The sequence below is a fragment of the Nocardiopsis sp. NPDC055824 genome, assembly GCF_053616335.1.
The window spans coordinates 1-16246 of the sequence record NZ_JBSHDN010000082.1; the positions used below are offsets into that span (position 1 = coordinate 1).

Annotated in this window: 16 protein-coding genes; 8 read left to right on the forward strand and 8 right to left on the reverse strand. The window is 71.0% G+C overall.

The features are described from left to right. The first annotated feature begins 237 nt into the window (after positions 1–237). The 4 genes from ACWGL3_RS17620 (at position 238) to ACWGL3_RS17635 (ending at position 2870) form a co-directional block, all read left to right on the forward strand. Positions 238–825, forward strand: coding sequence for a class I SAM-dependent methyltransferase (locus ACWGL3_RS17620; protein ID WP_267948358.1), 588 nt, complete (start codon positions 238–240; stop codon positions 823–825). A 202-nt stretch (positions 826–1027) separates the two neighbouring features. Further along, a complete protein-coding gene (locus ACWGL3_RS17625) occupies positions 1028–1519 on the forward strand; it encodes an N-acetyltransferase family protein (protein ID WP_452461561.1) in 492 nt (163 codons plus the stop codon). Between the two features lie 125 nt (positions 1520–1644). Then, positions 1645–2070: an ATP-binding protein gene (locus tag ACWGL3_RS17630; RefSeq protein WP_267948356.1), complete on the forward strand. Its 426-nt coding sequence runs from the start codon at positions 1645–1647 to the stop codon at positions 2068–2070. A gap of 41 nt (positions 2071–2111) precedes the next feature. Continuing rightward, the gene (locus ACWGL3_RS17635) at positions 2112–2870 is read left to right on the forward strand and encodes an RNA polymerase sigma factor SigF (protein ID WP_267950266.1); all 759 of its coding nucleotides are present in this window, start codon (positions 2112–2114) and stop codon (positions 2868–2870) included. A 33-nt stretch (positions 2871–2903) separates the two neighbouring features. Here the strand turns inward: ACWGL3_RS17635 and ACWGL3_RS17640 are convergent, their stop codons facing one another. Further along, entirely contained in the window at positions 2904–3293 is a 390-nt protein-coding gene (locus ACWGL3_RS17640) for a hypothetical protein (RefSeq protein WP_267948355.1), read from the reverse strand. A gap of 143 nt (positions 3294–3436) precedes the next feature. On the opposite strand from ACWGL3_RS17640, the gene ACWGL3_RS17645 reads away from it, so the two are divergent. Both ACWGL3_RS17645 and ACWGL3_RS17650 read left to right on the forward strand, forming a co-directional pair. Next, positions 3437–4369, forward strand: coding sequence for a diacylglycerol/lipid kinase family protein (locus ACWGL3_RS17645; protein ID WP_267948354.1), 933 nt, complete (start codon positions 3437–3439; stop codon positions 4367–4369). 302 nt (positions 4370–4671) lie between these two features. After that, positions 4672–4929: a WhiB family transcriptional regulator gene (locus tag ACWGL3_RS17650; protein ID WP_267948353.1), complete on the forward strand. Its 258-nt coding sequence runs from the start codon at positions 4672–4674 to the stop codon at positions 4927–4929. A 206-nt stretch (positions 4930–5135) separates the two neighbouring features. Here the strand turns inward: ACWGL3_RS17650 and ACWGL3_RS17655 are convergent, their stop codons facing one another. Then, on the reverse strand, positions 5136–6680 hold the full coding sequence (locus ACWGL3_RS17655; protein WP_267948352.1) for a sensor histidine kinase: 1545 nt from the start codon (positions 6678–6680) through the stop codon (positions 5136–5138). A 144-nt stretch (positions 6681–6824) separates the two neighbouring features. Between ACWGL3_RS17655 and ACWGL3_RS17660 the strand changes: the two genes are divergently transcribed. After that, positions 6825–7565: a GntR family transcriptional regulator gene (locus tag ACWGL3_RS17660; RefSeq protein WP_267948351.1), complete on the forward strand. Its 741-nt coding sequence runs from the start codon at positions 6825–6827 to the stop codon at positions 7563–7565. A gap of 80 nt (positions 7566–7645) precedes the next feature. Here ACWGL3_RS17660 and ACWGL3_RS17665 read toward each other — a convergent pair whose 3' ends face one another. From ACWGL3_RS17665 to ACWGL3_RS17680, 4 genes are all read right to left on the reverse strand, one after another. Beyond that, positions 7646–8980 (reverse strand): HD-GYP domain-containing protein, encoded by a 1335-nt coding sequence (locus ACWGL3_RS17665; RefSeq protein WP_267948350.1) that lies wholly within the window; start codon positions 8978–8980, stop codon positions 7646–7648. Continuing rightward, positions 8980–10350 carry an HD-GYP domain-containing protein gene (locus ACWGL3_RS17670; RefSeq protein WP_267950265.1) on the reverse strand — a complete coding sequence of 457 codons (1371 nt, stop codon included), beginning with the start codon at positions 10348–10350 and terminating at the stop codon, positions 8980–8982. Before ACWGL3_RS17670 ends, ACWGL3_RS17665 begins: the two co-directional genes overlap by 1 nt. 817 nt (positions 10351–11167) lie before the next feature. Beyond that, complete coding sequence (rsrA, locus tag ACWGL3_RS17675) at positions 11168–11476, reverse strand: mycothiol system anti-sigma-R factor (protein ID WP_267948349.1); 309 nt, start codon at positions 11474–11476, stop codon at positions 11168–11170. Next, a complete protein-coding gene (locus ACWGL3_RS17680; RefSeq protein WP_276567186.1) occupies positions 11473–12135 on the reverse strand; it encodes a sigma-70 family RNA polymerase sigma factor in 663 nt (220 codons plus the stop codon). The genes rsrA and ACWGL3_RS17680 overlap by 4 nt, the downstream gene beginning before the upstream one ends. Before the next feature lie 356 nt (positions 12136–12491). Between ACWGL3_RS17680 and ACWGL3_RS17685 the strand changes: the two genes are divergently transcribed. Continuing rightward, on the forward strand, positions 12492–13307 hold the full coding sequence (locus ACWGL3_RS17685) for a class I SAM-dependent methyltransferase (protein ID WP_267948347.1): 816 nt from the start codon (positions 12492–12494) through the stop codon (positions 13305–13307). Between the two features lie 174 nt (positions 13308–13481). Here the strand turns inward: ACWGL3_RS17685 and thiC are convergent, their stop codons facing one another. Together thiC and ACWGL3_RS17695 are read right to left on the reverse strand one after the other, a co-directional pair. Next, positions 13482–15170: a phosphomethylpyrimidine synthase ThiC gene (gene thiC / locus ACWGL3_RS17690; protein ID WP_267948346.1), complete on the reverse strand. Its 1689-nt coding sequence runs from the start codon at positions 15168–15170 to the stop codon at positions 13482–13484. 217 nt (positions 15171–15387) lie between these two features. Next, entirely contained in the window at positions 15388–16239 is an 852-nt protein-coding gene (locus tag ACWGL3_RS17695) for an SOS response-associated peptidase (protein ID WP_267948345.1), read from the reverse strand. Positions 16240–16246: the final 7 nt, after the last annotated feature.

The window sequence follows — 16246 nt, forward strand, 5'->3', positions numbered from 1 at the left end:
CGCCCCCCGGCCCGAGCGCCCCGGGGCCTCCCTGCCAATGGTGCTATAGTGGGGGTCGCCTCCCCGGGGCGCCCCGCCCCGCCGGTGCGGGGCGCCCGCGTCTTCCGGCCCGGTCCCGGGAGGGCCCGCCCGGGGCCGGAAGGCCGGAACCGGCCGGGAACGCGCCCCGTCTTCCCCTTGACCCGAAGACGGCGGGGACCCAGAGTCGTGGTGTAGGCGCCGCTGCCAGGGGGAGACATGGATTCGCGCACCGAGGACGGCCGCAGGCGCGGGGAGCGGCCGACCGCCCATCACGACCACGGCGGGCGCTTCCAGAGCCCGGCCATGCGCCGGACGCGGGAGATCCTGTGCGCCGGGGCCCGGGGGCACACGCTGGAGGTGGCGGTGGGCGCGGGCAGGAACCTGCGCCACTACCCTCCCCAGGTCCGGCTCACCGGCATCGACCCCGACCCGGAGGCGCTGTCCCGGGCCCGCGAGAGGGCCGACGAGCTGGGCATGCCCGCCCGCCTCGTCGAGGGCGACCCCCAGGACCTGGACTTCCCCGACCAGACCTTCGGCACCGTCCTGTGCACGCTGGCGCTGTGCGCCGTGCCGGACCAGCGGCGCGCGCTGGCGGAGATGTACCGGGTCCTGGTGCCGGGCGGCAGGCTCCTCATGGTCGACCACATCGAGTACGCCCGGCTGCCCGGACGGCTCGTCGAGCAGCGCCGCGAGAACCCGCGCCGCCTGCCCAGGGAGGTCGCCGCGGAGGTCGGCTTCGAGATCGGCCACCACGACCGCCTGGTGCTGGGTCTCGTCGAACGCGTGGTCGCCCACCGGCCATGAGCGCGGGCGGTAGGGCTTCCGGGCCGTGCCGAACGCGCCCGCCGCCCCCGCTCCCCGGCCCCGTGAGGACCCACGGCCCTCCCGCGTGCGGACGGCCGGGCGCCCCGTCCCCCGGCCGCGCGGGCGGCCCACGGGTTCCTCCCTCCCCAGCGCATAGGCTGTGGGTGACCGTGTCCGCCGATCCGCGACCCGAGGTGACCCGATGATCCGTCCCGCCCGGCCCGACGACGTCCCCGTCATCCACCGGATGATCCGGGAGCTCGCCGAGTACGAGAAGGAGCCCGAGGCGGCGGTCGCCACCCAGGACGACCTGCGCACCGCGCTCTTCGGCCCGGACGCGTCGGTGTTCGCGCACATCGCGGAGGACGTCGGCGGGGACGGCGACGCCGTTCCCGTCGGGTTCGCGCTCTGGTTCCTCAACTTCTCCACCTGGACCGGCAGGCACGGCGTCTACCTGGAGGACCTGTACGTCCGCCAGGAGGCGCGCGGCGGGGGCCACGGCCTGGCCCTGCTCCGGACCCTGGCGGAGATCTGCGTGGAGCGCGGCTACTCCCGCCTGGAGTGGTCCGTCCTCGACTGGAACGAGCCCTCGATCCGGTTCTACGAGGCGCTCGGCTCCCGGCCCATGGACGGATGGACGGTGCGCCGCCTGGACGGCGCGGCGCTGACCGCCCTGGGCTCCCCGCGGGGCTGAGAGGGGGCGATCGTCTCGCCTTCATTCCGGATCCATCGGACACGATCCGTTCTCCCTGCGTCAGTGGCAGGGTGAAACGAGATACATTGCTTTCAAGCGGCAACCTCGCCCCCCGAAGGAGGGACGTGACCGAAGAAACCGCTGTGCCCACGGCCGACGCCATTGGCGTCAGGGACGCTGTCACCGTCAACATGCCTGCGGACAGCGCTTATCTGTCCGTCTTGCGGACGGCGACGGCCGGCCTGGCCGCGCGACTCGATTTCACCCTCGACGAGATCGAGGACCTGAGGATCGGTGTCGACGAGGCCTGCGCGATGCTCCTCTCCCAGGCGTTGCCCGGCACAGAACTGACCACGGAATTTGAACTCACCCCCGAGGGAATGCGCATCTCCGTCTCGGTGCTCACCGCAGACGGCCGCCTTCCCGCCCGCGACACCTTCGCGTGGACCGTCCTCTCCGCCCTCGCGGGCGAGGTCGACTCGGGGGTCGGTCCGGACGACCGCGTCTACATCGTCCTGTACAAACGCCGCGGCACCCTGGAGTCGGCGTGAGCGAAAGGGGGCCCGCTCTGACAGCGAAGACCGAACACGCGGTGCCCGACCGGGCGCGAGCGAGACTGTTGTTCGAGCGCCTTAACGAACTCGACGCGGACTCCGAGGAGCGCCGTCGGATCCGCGACGAACTGGTGGAGCTCCACCTGCCCTTGGTGGAGTACCTGGCCCGACGCTTCCGCAACCGCGGCGAGTGGCTGGACGACCTCACCCAGGTGGCCACGATCGGGCTGATCAAGTCCATCGACAGGTTCGACCTGGAGCGCGGGGTGGAGTTCTCCACCTACGCGACCCCGACCATCGTCGGTGAGATCAAGCGCCACTTCCGCGACAAGGGCTGGGCGGTGCGGGTTCCCCGCCGCCTCCAGGAGCTGAAGCTCTCGCTCACCAAGGCGGTCAGCGACCTGTCACAGCGGGAGGGGCGCTCCCCGACCGTGGCGGAGCTCGCCGCCCACCTCCAGATGACCGAGGAGGAGGTGCTGGAGGGCCTGGAGTCCGCCAACGCCTACTCGACGGTGTCGCTGGACGCTCCCGACAGCGGTGACGAGGACGCCCCCGCGGTGGCCGACTCGCTGGGCATCGTGGACGAGTCCCTGGAGGGCGTGGAGTACCGGGAGTCGCTCAAGCCCCTCCTGGAACAGCTCCCGCCGCGGGAGAAGCGCATCCTGCTGCTGCGCTTCTTCGGCAACATGACCCAGTCGCAGATCGCCCAGGAACTGGGGATCTCGCAGATGCACGTGTCCCGTCTGCTGGCACGCACACTGGCGCAGCTGCGCCAGGCCCTGACCACGGACGACTGAGCGGACGGCGGTCCGCCGCGGGCGGCCGCGGAGCTACTTCCCCCGCTCCTCGGGGAAGAGCGCCGCGGTCGTCGGCGGCGAGAGCACCGCGGCGGAGGCGCACACGGCCACGCCCAGCAGCACCGCCCCGATCGCGTACTGCTCGCTGGTGAACATGTAGTAGGACACCACCGCGAGGAAGAGCTGCGTGACGAACACCGGCGTCCTGGCCCACTCCCTGAGCTGCCAGAGCCCCCGCGCGACGAACACCAGCAGCGCGCCCACGCCCAGGCCCAGGGCGGCCAGGGGGATCGCGTTGGTGAGGTCGCCGGCCCGGCCGGTGACGGCGATGACGAAGCTGTAGAGTCCGCCGACCGCCGCGGCCAGCCCGATCAGGGCCTCCAGTGCTGCTGCGGCGACGACGGTGACGGGACGAGAAGACACCCGACGAGCCTATACGCGCCCGCGCGGCCCCGCCGCCCGCCCCCGGGCTTCGCGCCCGGCCGCGCGGGCCCCGCGGCGGACGCCCGCGGGGCTCGTCACGGGTACGGCGGGCCCCGTACCCCCCGAACGCCTACACTGAGCGGGTGCGCGCCCTATTCATCGTGAACCCCCAGGCGACCACGACCACGTCACGGACCCGTGAGGTGATCCTGGGCGCCCTGGCCTCGGAGCTGGACATCACCGTCGCCGAGACCGAGTACCGCGACCACGCCGTGGTCCTCGCCCGCGAGGCCGCGGCCCGCGGCTACGAGCTCGTGCTGAGCCTCGGCGGCGACGGCACCGTCAACGAGGTGGTCAACGGCCTCCTGACGGCCCCCGAGGGGCTGAAGCGTCCGCGCTACGCGGTGATCCCGGGCGGCAGCGCCAACGTGTTCATCCGCGCCCTCGGAGTGCCCGGCGATCCGGTGGAGGCGACCGGCGCGGTGCTCGAGGCGGTCCGCGAGGGGCGCGAGCGCGAGATCAACCTCGGGCGGATCACCAGCGACCAGGACGACCGCTACTTCACTTTCTGTGCCGGCTTCGGATGGGACGCCGATGTGGTCCAGCAGGTGGAGCACGAGCGCGCGAACGGCCGCAAGGCCACTCCGGCGCTGTACGCCGAAGTCGCGGTAAAGCTGTTCTTCCAGGGCGATATCCGCGATCCGTCACTAAGCGTGTCCAGTCGCGGAAGGACCCTCGAAGAGGTGTATTTCGCGCTCGTCACCAACACCACACCGTGGACGTACGCGGGCGCCCTCCCCCTTCAGCCGACCCCCGCGTCCCGTTTCGAGCTGGGGCTGGACGCTTTCGCCCTGACCCACTCGTCACACGCGATCACCGGCTGGGTTCTTTCCCAAATGTTCTTCCCCAAAGGCTTGCCCGCGCAGGGGGACGGCTACGCCACGTGGCATGACCAGGACTCTCTCCGCATCACGTCGTCGCACCCCAGGGCGTTCCAAATCGACGGCGAATACCTGGGCGACCGAGAACAGGTCAACTTCCACTCTGTACCGAAGGCATTACGAATCATCTGTTAATTGCGGCGATAGATGCCATTCGCAAGCACTGTGACGCACCTGACACACCGATCAGGACCTTCGGCCTCGGGACCTCTTGCATGCCCCGGGGAACCCTGTCACGCTCAAGATATCGCCGCGAGTTACGGGCGAGTTAATTTGGGCGCTTCCCACATGGCCGTGGGGTGAAACCTGAACCATCTCGGCCTGGACATCCTCCGATGGGACCCATCCATCGGGCGCCCTTCGCACAATCCGCACACGCGCACGATCGTGAAAAGCTTCACAAGCATCCGATCGCCTCACCGTGAGGAGTGGACCGCATGGACTGGCGCCATGACGCAGCCTGCCGTGACGAAGACCCCGAACTCTTCTTTCCCATCGGGAACTTCGGCCCCGCACTGATCCAGATCGAGGAAGCGAAGGCGGTCTGTCAGCGCTGCCCCGTCAGCTCGGCCTGTCTGAAGTGGGCGCTGGAGAGCGGCCAGGACGGCGGTGTGTGGGGCGGCACCAGCGAGGACGAGCGCCGCCTGCTCAAGAAGCGCCGCGGCTCCTCCCACCGCTCCATGGTCCGCAGCTGACACCCCCTCGGCCGCACCCGCGGCCACAGCGGTACACCGCCGCACCGGCGCACCCCCTCCGGTGACACCGGCGGAACCCCCGCGGCGGAACCCGCCGCGGGAGGCGCGTCCCGACGGACGGCGCTCCCCCGTGCGCACACGGGGAGCACGAGAGGTCCCCGCGGCGCGACGGGGACCGCGCGCCTCCCCTTCCGGGGAGACCTCCCTCAGGGCACCTCGCCCTCCTCGCGCTCCAGCGGCAGGCTGATGGCGACCTCGGTCCCGCCGCTCTCCATCGGCTTGATCGCCAGGGTTCCCCCCAGCTCGCCCACGATGAGGGTCCGCACGATCTGGAGTCCCAGGCTCGTGGCGCCCTCCAGGTCGAAGTCGAGGGGCAGCCCGCCGCCGTCGTCGGACACGGCCAGCTCCAGGCTCCCCGAGCCCGGATGGGCGGGCTCCGGGTCGAACCGGCGCACCCGCACCTCGATCCGCCCCGGCCCCTGCTCCAGCCCGTGCTCGACGGCGTTCTGCACGAGCTCGGCGAGCACCATCGACAGCGGCGTCGCCACCAGGGCGTTCAGCAGCCCGAAGCCGCCGACCCTGCGGGGCACGACCGTTCCGCCGGTCGAGGAGACCTCCGCCGCCATCTGGATCACCCGGTCGGCGATGTCGTCGAAGTCCACGACCTCGTCCGGGGTGTGCGAGAGCATCTCGTGCACGATCGCGATGGACCCGACCCGGCCCACCGCCTCGTCCAGCGCCGCCCGCGCCTCGGGCACGTCCAGGCGCCGGGACTGGAGCCGCAGCAGGGCGGCCACCGTCTGGAGGTTGTTCTTGACCCGGTGGTGGATCTCCCGGATGGTGGCGTCCTTGGTCATCAGCTCGCGCTCGCGGCGCCGCAGCTCGGTGACGTCGCGGACCATCACCAGCGCCCCTATGCGCACCCCGTCGATGACCAGGGGGATGGCACGCAGCTGCACGGTGACGCCGCGCGTCTCCACCTCCGCCTCCTGCGGCGCACGGCCGCTCGCGGTGTAGGTGAGCGCCTCGTCCCGCGCCTCCCCCGTGGCGGCCAGCTCCAGGGTGGTGCGGTCCAGGCGCGCGCCCACCAGGTCGGCCGCCAGCCCGAGCCGCCGGTAGGCCGAGAGGGCGTTGGGGCTGGCGTAGACCACCTCGCCGTTCTGGTCCAGCCGCAGGAGCCCGTCGCCCACGCGCGGGGACCGCACCATGAGCGGCCCCTGGTCGCTGAACGGGAACGCCCCCTCGGCGATCATCTGCGCCAGGTCGCCCGCGCTCTGGAGGTAGGTCAGCTCCAGGCGGCTGGGCGTGCGCGCCGAGCTCAGGTTGGTGCTGCGCTGGATGACGCCGATGAGGTTGCCCTCGCGGCGCACCGGGATGGTCTCCTCCCGCACGGGGACCCCCCCGGACCAGTCCGGGTCGCCGTCGCGGCAGATCCGCCCCTCGCTCCACGCGCGGTCGATGAGGGCCCTGCGGCCGACCGCCCGCGACGCCGTCCGCGACGTGACATCCGTCATGTCGTCCAGGAGCACGGCCTCGACCAGGTCGTCCTGGAAGGCGGTCGGGCCGGTCGTGGGGCGCATCTGGGCGATCGACACCCAGCCGTCGTCCTCGCGCAGTCGCACCCACAGCACGAGGTCCGCGAAGGACAGGTCCGCGAGGAGCTGCCAGTCCGAGACCAGGGAGTGGATCCACTCCAGGTCCGCTTGTTTGAGTGACGTGTGTCGCCGGATGAGATCACTGAGGTGAGGCACTCACAAATCATCCCATGAAGGCGTGCATACTCAAGGGGTACGCACTCGACCAGTGGTCCACACCAATCGGCGGCCGCCCGCCCGCCGTACCGGCCACGCCGGCGGGGTGTGTGCGGCAAGCGCGGGACGCGGCGGAGGAGACTGATGACTGGTCAGCGCACACTGGACGGCAACCCCCGGGTGCCGAAGTACTACCAGGTGAAGAAGCAGCTCCTTGAGCTGATCGAGGCGATGCCCGCGGGCAACCCGGTCCCCCCGGAGAGGGCGCTGGCGACCCAGTTCGGCACGTCCCGGACGACGGTGCGCCAGGCGCTGACCGAGATGGTGGTGGAGGGCCGCCTCCTCCGCATCCAGGGCAAGGGCACGTTCGTGGCCAAGCCGAAGGTCGCCCAGGTGCTCCAGCTCACCAGCTACACGCAGGAGATGCGCGCGCACGGCCTGCACCCGGCGACCCGCATCCTGGACGTGAGCTACATCAACGCCGACGACCAGCTCGCCGAGCTCCTCGCGATCCGCTCGGGCGGCCGCGTGCTGCGCATCGAGCGGCTGCGCCTGGCCAACGGCGAGCCGATGGCCGTGGAGACCGCCCACCTCGCCGCACGGCGCTTCCCGGGCCTCCGGCGCCAGTTGGACCGCTACGCCTCGCTGTACGAAGCCCTGGCGAGCGCCTACGACGTCTCCCTGGCCGAGGCGGAGGCGTCGATCGAGACGGTCCTGGCCACCCCCAACGAGGCCCGGCTGCTGGGCGTGGACGTCGGCCTGCCCCTGGTGCTGCACTGCCAGCACAGCTTCGACGGCGACGGCCACCCGGTGGAGTGGGTGCGGTCGCTGTACCGCGGCGACCGCTACAAGTTCGTCACCCGCCTGCGCCCGCCCCTGGACTGACGGGCCCCGCCGCTCCCCCCGCGCCCCGCCGGGGCGTCCGGGGAAGCGCAGGCGGGGCCGTCCCTGCGCCGGGAGGCGGCTCAGACCCGGGCGAGCACCGAGGCCAGGGCGTCGACCACGCGGGGGTCGTACTCGCTGTCGGTGTCCATCCGCAGGCGTTCCAGCACGGCGGCGCGGCGCTCCGCGTCCCCGTTCTCCCCCACCAGGTCGTCGAAGGCGTTGGCGACCTTGATGATCCTGCTGCCCAGGGGCGGCACCCCCTCGTCGCCGTCGCCCGCGAGCGGCTCGCACTGGCGCCGGACCGTCTCCGCGACGTTGTCCAGCACGCCGGTCTCCCGGATGATCGCCGATCCGAGCTCGGCGATCCGCCTCTGCTCCCGCGGGGAGGCGAGCACGGTCGCCCCGCCCGCGATGGGCTCCCGCAGCGACAGCTGGCCGATGTCGTGCATCAGCGCCGCGTACTCCAGTTCCAGCAGCTCGGCCTCGGCCAGTCCCAGCTCGCAGGCGATCCCGTGGGACAGCTGGCTGACCCGGCGCGAGTGGCCGTTCTCGACGTACCCGCCCACCTCGGTCACCCGCGACAGCGCGCGCACCGTCTCCAGGTAGGTCCGCCGCACCTCCGCGTGGCGGCGGAAGGCCGCCTGGGACACCAGCAGGGGCGCCGTGAACACCAGGAGGCCGGCCAGGCCGGTCACCGTGCAGGCGAGCGCGATCAGCACACCGCTGGAGCCGATCGCGGCGCCCGTGGCGAACTGGGCGCGCAGCTCGTCCCGGACGGCGACCATGAGCCTTGTGCGCAGGCGCTCCGCCCTGAGCACGGCCGCGACCAGGGAGTCCGCGAACCAGGTGAGCAGCACCAGTGCGGCCATCAGCAGCGTGGCCGTCACCGACGGCCCCACCAGCCCCAGCTGCTCGGCCAGCGGACGGAAGGCCACCGCGAGCACCGTGGCGGCGAGCACCCTGCGGACCGCGTCCTCGACCCGGGGGCTGCGCCCCACCGCGACGTGCGGGAGCTCCCCCAGTGCCACGCCCAGCGCGACCACCGCCACCACCTGCCAGGCGGAGTGGTGGAGCGGCCCGGCGCCCAGGGTGAGCAGGAAGGCGTAGCTGATCGCACCGGCCGAGGCGATCGGCGCGACCTCGCGCGATCCCGGAAGCGTGATCCTGGCCAGCTCTCCGACCGCGATGACCAGGCAGAAGGCGAGCGCCACGTAGGGTTCGACGAAACCGGTGGCGGCCGTCCACACCAGGGCGGCCAGGGCCCCGGCCCCCACCGAGCCGACGAGCACGGCGCGGAACGGCCGGGCCGTGCGCCAGAGGGGGCCGCGCGGGCGCTGGTGGCTGAGGGCCCCGCCCTCGGGTCCGCTCAGCGCCGGGCGCGACGTCCCCGCGCCGTCGGACTGCTTCTGGGTCATCATCGCTCGCTCCCGCCCGTCACCGCGTCGGCGGGAGCGGCCGTGTCGGCCGCCTCCTCCTCCGGCTCCGGCACGGGCGCCGGAGCCGGCGCCTCGTCGCCGGCCGCGGTGTCCACGGACCCCGGGCAGGTCCGGTTCGTGGGGTCCGCCTCGGTGTAGCAGCCGCCCGGGGGCTCGGCGATGTCCGGCGTCTCCCAGCCCTCCCGTTCGACGGCGCGCACGAGGGCCTCCACCATCCTGGGGTCGAACTGGGTCCCGGCACAGGCGCGGAGCTCGGCGATGGCGTCCTCCGCCGACCACGCCTGCCGGTAGGAGCGCGTGGAGGTGAGACAGTCGAAGACGTCGGCGACGCTGATGATGCGCGCGGACTCGGGGATCTCCATCCCCACCAGCCCCATGGGGTAGCCGCGCCCGTCGAGGCGCTCGTGGTGGTGGCGGATCCCGGCCAGCGCCTCGTCCAGGAAGCTGATCTCGCGGACGATCTCGTAGCCGCGGGTCGGGTGGAGCTTGATGGCCGCGTACTCGTCGTCGGTGAGTTTGCCCGTCTTCTGCAACACCTTGGTGGGTACTCCGAGCTTGCCGATGTCGTGCAGCATTCCGGCGTACCGGATCTTCTGCACCCGCTCGGCGGGCATACCCAGTTCCCGGGCGATCATGGCGGCGCCCTCGGCGACGCGCATGCAGTGGCCCCGGGTGTAGTAGTCCTTGGTCTCCACCGCCTGGCAGAGGGTGGCGAGGGTCGCCTCGTGGGCGCGCGCCTCGTCCAGCTGCTGGGCGAAGGTCCAGCGGGCGATGAACAGGGGCAGCAGGACCAGGAGCGGGGCGACGAGTCCGACCCCTCCCCAGACGGCCGCGATGGCGAGCCCCAGCATCTGGTAGCCCATGGAGGACAGCTCGACGGCGACCAGGGGACGCCAGTGGAGCCTGCTCCGGCTCCCCGGCCGCACGACCCCGAGCGCCCACATGAGGGTGCCGATGAGGACCGAGTTGACCAGGGAGTGGGTCAGGACGGCGGCGACGTAGGGGAGCACCACGGCCGGGAAGTCCTCCCGGCCCGGTTCCCCCACCGTTCCGCCGAGCAGAAGGTAGACGTGTCCGGCCGCGTAGGCCGCCAGTGCGAACTGCGCGCCGTTGAAGGCCCTCTTGACGAGGTCCATCCTGCGGATCGTGAGGCAGGAGGCGAAACCGACCACCGCCGCACCGACCGGTCCGACCAGGACCACCGCGGCCAGCGAGACGGCCGAGCTCGGTGATATCCCCGCTCTGACGCCCTTGAGGACGGCTGTGCTGATCGACTCCGCGACCACGAAGAGGATCGCGACGAGGACCAGCGTCTGCAGATCGATTCCCGAGTAGGGACCGATGAGCACGATGGCGACAGCACTGACAACGATGATTCCGACGTAGACACGCGCGCCCTGAGGAAGAGCCCGCACCCCCGTTCACCCCCCGCCAATGACGACCGGACTGTCATGGTTTCACCGGTTCTGTTCTACCACCAGGACCACCCGGTGAAGGCGGTTACGACCCAAAGAGCACCGATCGCGGTGTGGAGCATGCTGATGAACATCGTTGTTCCCCTCTCCCCGACGCAGGCGCACCTCCATTCCCCCGGGCACGCCGCGTAAATTACCCCATTCGTTGGATATGGCGACCAGTTTAACGGGCAACAGCAGGCTCCTGTTTACCTCCGACCCGAACCACCGTCGATCCGCAACCCCGCGATGGCAACAAGTTCCGGAATGCGGAATTACGAATTCAATTAGTAATTTTATTCTATTACCCTGAGTAACCACTGATCATCGGACAAGCAGGTTGGACTACCCGCCGTCAAGACGATTGCCCTCGGCCCACCCGACCGAGACCACCTCGAACGACTACGGAAAGTAACCATTCGCAACAGTCTGGGGGACTCGGGGGAAAAAACATTCCGAGTCGGTTACGGCCTGGGACGGAGCCGGTGTTCCGGGCGTGTCGAAGAACGCTGCAAGAAGGTTGCCGCGTCCGCACGTGACCAAAACTCCGGCAGCCACGGGGAAACGGGGAAGACATTCACGCAAAAGCCCTAAATTGCCACACAAGGAGCCAGAGTCAGTCAATTCAGAAATGGGGCACAAAATAGACAATGGCGGTACCTGGAATTCCAGGTACCGCCGTCTCGGGTGTCGGAGGCCGAGGACGAGGCCCTCAGGCGGGCGCTCCCGGCGCCTCCGCGCCGGCCTCCTTGGCCAGCTGCTCCGTGCGCGCCAGGGCCAGACGCCCCAGCACCTTGTCGCGCAGGTCCATCGGGACGGGGTCGCAACCGCAGTGCTTGGCCACGAGCTTCTTCACCGCCTCGTCGAGCCCGTACTCCTCCAGGCAGGGGCTGCAGCCGTCCAGGTGCTCCCTGATCTGCTCGCAGTTGCGCTCCTCGAGCTCACCGTCGATATAGGTGTAGAGCTTGTCGAGCACCTCGCTGCACGGGGTGTCGCTGTGTTCGCCGTGACCGCCGCTCATCGCAGATCTCCTCGATCCGACCCGTCCTGACCCCCACCAGCGGACGTTCCCGAGGCGACGCCGGCGGCCGCGGCCGCCCTCGCCGGCAGGAAGCCGCGCTCCGCCGCGTACTCCTCCAGGTGCGACCGGAGCTGGCGACGGCCTCTGTGCAGACGGGACATGACCGTCCCGATCGGCGTCCCCATGATCTCGGCGACCTCCTTGTACGCGAAGCCCTCGACGTCGGCGAGGTACACGGCGATCCGGAAGTCCTCGGGCAGCTCCTGGAGCGCCCGCTTGACGTCGCTGTCGGGGAGGTGTTCGAGCGCCTCGGCCTCGGCCGACTTCAGACCGGCCGCGGTGTGCGACGCGGCCTGGGCCAGCTGCCAGTCCTCGACGTCCTCGGTCCCCGCCTGCTTCGGCTCCCGCTGCTTCTTGCGGTAGGAGTTGATGAAGGTGTTGGTGAGGATGCGGTACAGCCACGCCTTGAGGTTCGTCCCCTGTTTGAACTGGTGGAACGAACCGAACGCCTTGGCGAAGGTCTCCTGGACGAGGTCCTCCGCGTCAGCGGGGTTGCGTGTCATCCGCAACGCCGCGGAGTAGAGCTGGTCGAGGAAGGGGAGCACGTCCCTCTCGAACCGCTCGTCCCTCTCCTCGGCTGTCTCCTGGCCCTGTTCCAAGCCCGTCGGCCTCCTCGCACTGGTCCCAGCTGGGGCATCCATACCCCAACGATACGGTCCCGTGGCCCTGACCCGCGCACCGCCACCGCGTGGCGGCGACGCCGTCTCCCCGCGCTCGAGACATGAACCGGCAGTCGGCATGCTCTGACGACCCTCCTCATAGGACTTTCGTCCGCCCCGGACGTCCGCTTCCGGTGGCGGTGTGGAGGACAACAACGTTCGCGCCGGGCTGATTCCGCGCCACCGGGGGGACGAAGGTCCCTTACCCGCCCGAAATTGTCGTTTGCCTCGGTCATCGGAGGTGAGGCATGGCAGAGTGCGGGTAGGACCACTTGAAGGATGGGAGAGGAGCGCACGTGCAACCGTCCTCAACCCCTGCCTCCGAACGCCCCCGCTCGCCCGCGGCGCAGTTCGCCACCCCCGACCGCCTCTCGGACTACTGGCGGTTCTACTGGGCGGTCGCGGAGGCGCAGATCGCCCGCTGGCTCCCCGAGGCACCCTCCCGGCTCCTCGACGTGTCCAGCCCCGACTACCAGGGCACCCCGCGCGCGGTGGCCGCCGGCCACGACGTCGTGACCCTGCTCCCCTCCGCCGACATGGCGGTGCGCCGCCCGCTCACCCTCGTCAACGGGCGCGCGGTGGTGCCGCGCCCGGCGCGGCGCGGACGCCTGCGCCACGTCGTCGGGGACTCCGCCTTCCTGCGCAACTTCGCCTCCGAGGTCTTCGACGGGGTGATCGCCGACAACCGGGTCCTGTCGCGCCACCTGGCCACCGAGTCCTCCGTCGCGGAGGTCGCCAGGGTGCTGCGCCCGGGGGGACGCGCCCTGCTGTGCGTGGACTCCGTGGTGCTGGGCATGGCGCTGCTCGCCGAGCAGGACTGCTGGCCGGAGCTGAGCCACGCGCCGAGCGCGGACGTGCTCCTGGTCCCCTGGCCCGACGGTTCCATCACCCGGTGCTTCACCGCCGAGCAGCTCACCGAGACGCTCTCGGACGCGGGTCTGGAACTGGAGTGGATCAAGCCCCGCACGGTGCTGTCCGCCTCCACGGTGGAGATGATGCTGGCCCGCGACCCGAGGTCGATGGGACGCCTGGTGGAGATGGAGCTGCGGGCGACCGAGTCCGACGACTACGTCGGCGTGCACCTGGTCGCCAGCGCCCGCAAGCCCGGCTGAGCGGCGTCCCCTCCGTCGCGGACGAGGGCGTCCGCGGGAGCTCACACGTGGTGCGGGGTGGCCGGGGGGACACTCCGGCCTTCCACACTCCGCGAGCGGCCCGCCCCCCGGTCTCCCGGGGGACGGGCCCGGCCCGCGGAGGCCGGACCCGCCGGGGCGCCCGCGGCGCACGCCCTACTCGGCGAGGGGGAGGTACACGCGTTTGCCCTGTTCGGAGAACTCCGCCGACTTGTCGGCCATGCCCCGCTCGATGGCCGCGACGGTGTCCAGACCGTGCTCCTCCGCGTAGCGGCGCACGTCCTGGGTGATCTTCATGGAGCAGAACTTGGGCCCGCACATGGAGCAGAAGTGCGCCGTCTTGGCCGGTTCGGCCGGCAGGGTCTCGTCGTGGAAGGACCGGGCGGTCTCGGGGTCGAGGGACAGGTGGAACTGGTCCTGCCAGCGGAACTCGAACCGCGCCCTGGACAGCTCGTCGTCCCACTCCTGGGCCCCGGGGTGCCCCTTGGCCAGGTCGGCGGCGTGCGCGGCGAGCTTGTAGGTGATGACGCCCGTCTTGACGTCGTCGCGGTCGGGCAGCCCGAGGTGCTCCTTGGGCGTGACGTAGCAGAGCATCGCCGTGCCGAGCCAGCCGATCTGCGCGGCACCGATCGCCGAGGTGATGTGGTCGTAACCGGGGGCCACGTCGGTGGCCAGGGGGCCGAGCGTGTAGAACGGCGCCTCGCCGCACAGCTCCTCCTCCAGGCGCACGTTCTCCGCGATCTTGTGCATGGGGACGTGCCCGGGGCCCTCGATCATCACCTGGACGTCGTGCGCGCGGGCGACGTGGGTGAGCTCCCCCAGGGTGCGGAGCTCGGCGAACTGGGCCTCGTCGTTGGCGTCGGCGATCGACCCGGGTCGCAGCCCGTCGCCGAGGGAGAAGGTGACGTCGTACTCCCGGAGGATCTCGCACAGCTCCTCGAAGTGGGTGTACAGGAAGCTCTCCCTGTGGTGGGCCAGGCACCAGGCGGCCATGATGGAGCCGCCCCGGGAGACGATGCCGGTGACCCGGCGGGCGGTGAGCGGCACGTACCGCAGCAGCACCCCCGCGTGCACCGTCATGTAGTCCACGCCCTGCTCGCACTGCTCGACCACGGTGTCCCGGTAGACCTCCCAGCTGAGCCGGGCCGGGTCCCCGTCGACCTTCTCCAGTGCCTGGTAGATGGGCACGGTGCCGATCGGGACGGGCGAGTTGCGCAGGATGCGCTCGCGGGTCTCGTGGATGCGCCTGCCCGTGGACAGGTCCATGACGGTGTCGGCGCCCCAGCGGGTGGCCCACACCATCTTCTCGACCTCCTCGGGCACGGAGGAGGTGACGGCGGAGTTGCCGATGTTGGCGTTGATCTTGACCAGGAAGTTCTTGCCGATGATCATCGGTTCGGACTCGGGATGGCACCGGTTGGCGGGGATGACCGCGCGGCCCAGTGCCACCTCTGAGCGGACGAACTCGGGGTCCACGCCCTCGCGTTCGGCCACGAAGCGCATCTCGGGGGTGAGGGTCCCGGCCTTCGCGCGGGCGAGCTGGGTGGACGCGCCGCCGGCCGTCCGGTGGTCCCCGGCCCAGGCCAGGCGGGTCGGGGGAAGGCCCCGGTGGACGTCGACGGACACGGCGTCGTCGGTGTAGGGGCCGGAGGTGTCGTACAGGTCGAAGTGGCTGCCGTTGCTGAGTCCCACCCTGCGCCGGGGCACGCGGAGCGTGTGCCCCTCCGGGGTCACGACCTCGCGATAGACCTTGGATGATCCCATGATGGGACCAGTGGTCACCCGGTGAACGGCGGTGGCGGAACCTCTGGTGGAACTGACGTCACGACCGTCGGTAGCCGTCATGGCATGCCTCCCTACGTCGGAATTACCCGAACAGGTTCTGCGGTCGGCGACACCGTCGAGTCGCCCTCTCAGCCCGCCATGGCGCGAGCTCCCGCGTTGCGTATTCACATGTGTGGGCACGTCGAGCGTGCCGCGGCACCTCGATCCCGGTGCCGGGGCCCTTCGGCCACGCACACCATACACAGGGCCGCCCCCGCCGTGTCCACCGTCACAGGGGTCAGAAAAGTGTCCCCGGTTCGCCACCCCCGGTGTCGGTGAGGGGTTCGAGCAGGTCGGGGCGGTTGTTCTTGATGGTGTTGACGTCGGTGGACACCTCGTCGACCGCGAACCGGTCGACGGGGGTCTCCCCCAGCAGGTGCGCGAGCTCGTCGGCGCCCGAGGCGGGGTCCAGCCAGGCGGCCCAGTCCTCCGGCGGCACGACGACCGGCATGCGCTCGTGGATGTGGTCGAGCCCGGGCGCCGCCTCGGTGGTGACGACCGCGCAGCTCCACACCCAGGCGGCGGGGTCGTCCTCGGGCACCTCGGGGTCGCGCCAGCGCTCGAAGATGCCCGCCATCGCCAGGGGGCGGTCGTCCCGGTAGTGGATCGAGTAGGGCTTCTTGTCGGCCTTGGCCTTGCGCTTCTTGTGCTGGGGGTCGGTCGCGGGCGAGGTGCTGGCCTGCACGGTGCCGTCCTTGCCGACGAGCTGCCACTCGTAGTAGGCGTCGGCGGGCAGCAGGCACCGGCGGCGGCGGTAGGCGGTGCGGAAGGCCGGCTTGTCGGCGACCGTCTCGCTCCGGGCGTTGATCATCCGGTAGCCGACGTTGCGGTCCTTGGCCCAGGAGGGGACGAGCCCCCAGCGCAGCGTGTGCAGGGTCCTGGGCCCGGGCGGGCCCTGGTCGCCGGCCCGGGGCGGCGGACCGAGCACGGCGTACACCGGCCTTCCCGGCGAGATGTTGTAGTCCGGCTCCAGCTCCTCCAGCGGAGGCCACGACCGGGGGTCCGCCTCCTCGGGGAGGGCCTGCTCGGGCAGCCCGAAGGCGAGCTGCAGCTGGTGCACGTTCCGGGACTGGGCATAGCGACCGCACATGTGTCCG

Bases quoted from the DNA above. Each gene is read 5' to 3' on its own strand.
- ACWGL3_RS17620 (WP_267948358.1), top strand. From the start codon at position 238: ATGGATTCGCGCACCGAGGACGGCCGCAGGCGCGGGGAGCGGCCGACC.
- ACWGL3_RS17625 (WP_452461561.1), top strand. From the start codon at position 1,028: ATGATCCGTCCCGCCCGGCCCGACGACGTCCCCGTCATCCACCGGATG.
- ACWGL3_RS17650 (WP_267948353.1), top strand. From the start codon at position 4,672: ATGGACTGGCGCCATGACGCAGCCTGCCGTGACGAAGACCCCGAACTC.
- ACWGL3_RS17660 (WP_267948351.1), top strand. From the start codon at position 6,825: ATGACTGGTCAGCGCACACTGGACGGCAACCCCCGGGTGCCGAAGTAC.
- ACWGL3_RS17665 (WP_267948350.1), bottom strand. From the start codon at position 8,980: ATGACCCAGAAGCAGTCCGACGGCGCGGGGACGTCGCGCCCGGCGCTG.
- rsrA (WP_267948349.1), bottom strand. From the start codon at position 11,476: ATGAGCGGCGGTCACGGCGAACACAGCGACACCCCGTGCAGCGAGGTG.
- thiC (WP_267948346.1), bottom strand. From the start codon at position 15,170: ATGACGGCTACCGACGGTCGTGACGTCAGTTCCACCAGAGGTTCCGCC.
- ACWGL3_RS17695 (WP_267948345.1), bottom strand. From the start codon at position 16,239: ATGTGCGGTCGCTATGCCCAGTCCCGGAACGTGCACCAGCTGCAGCTC.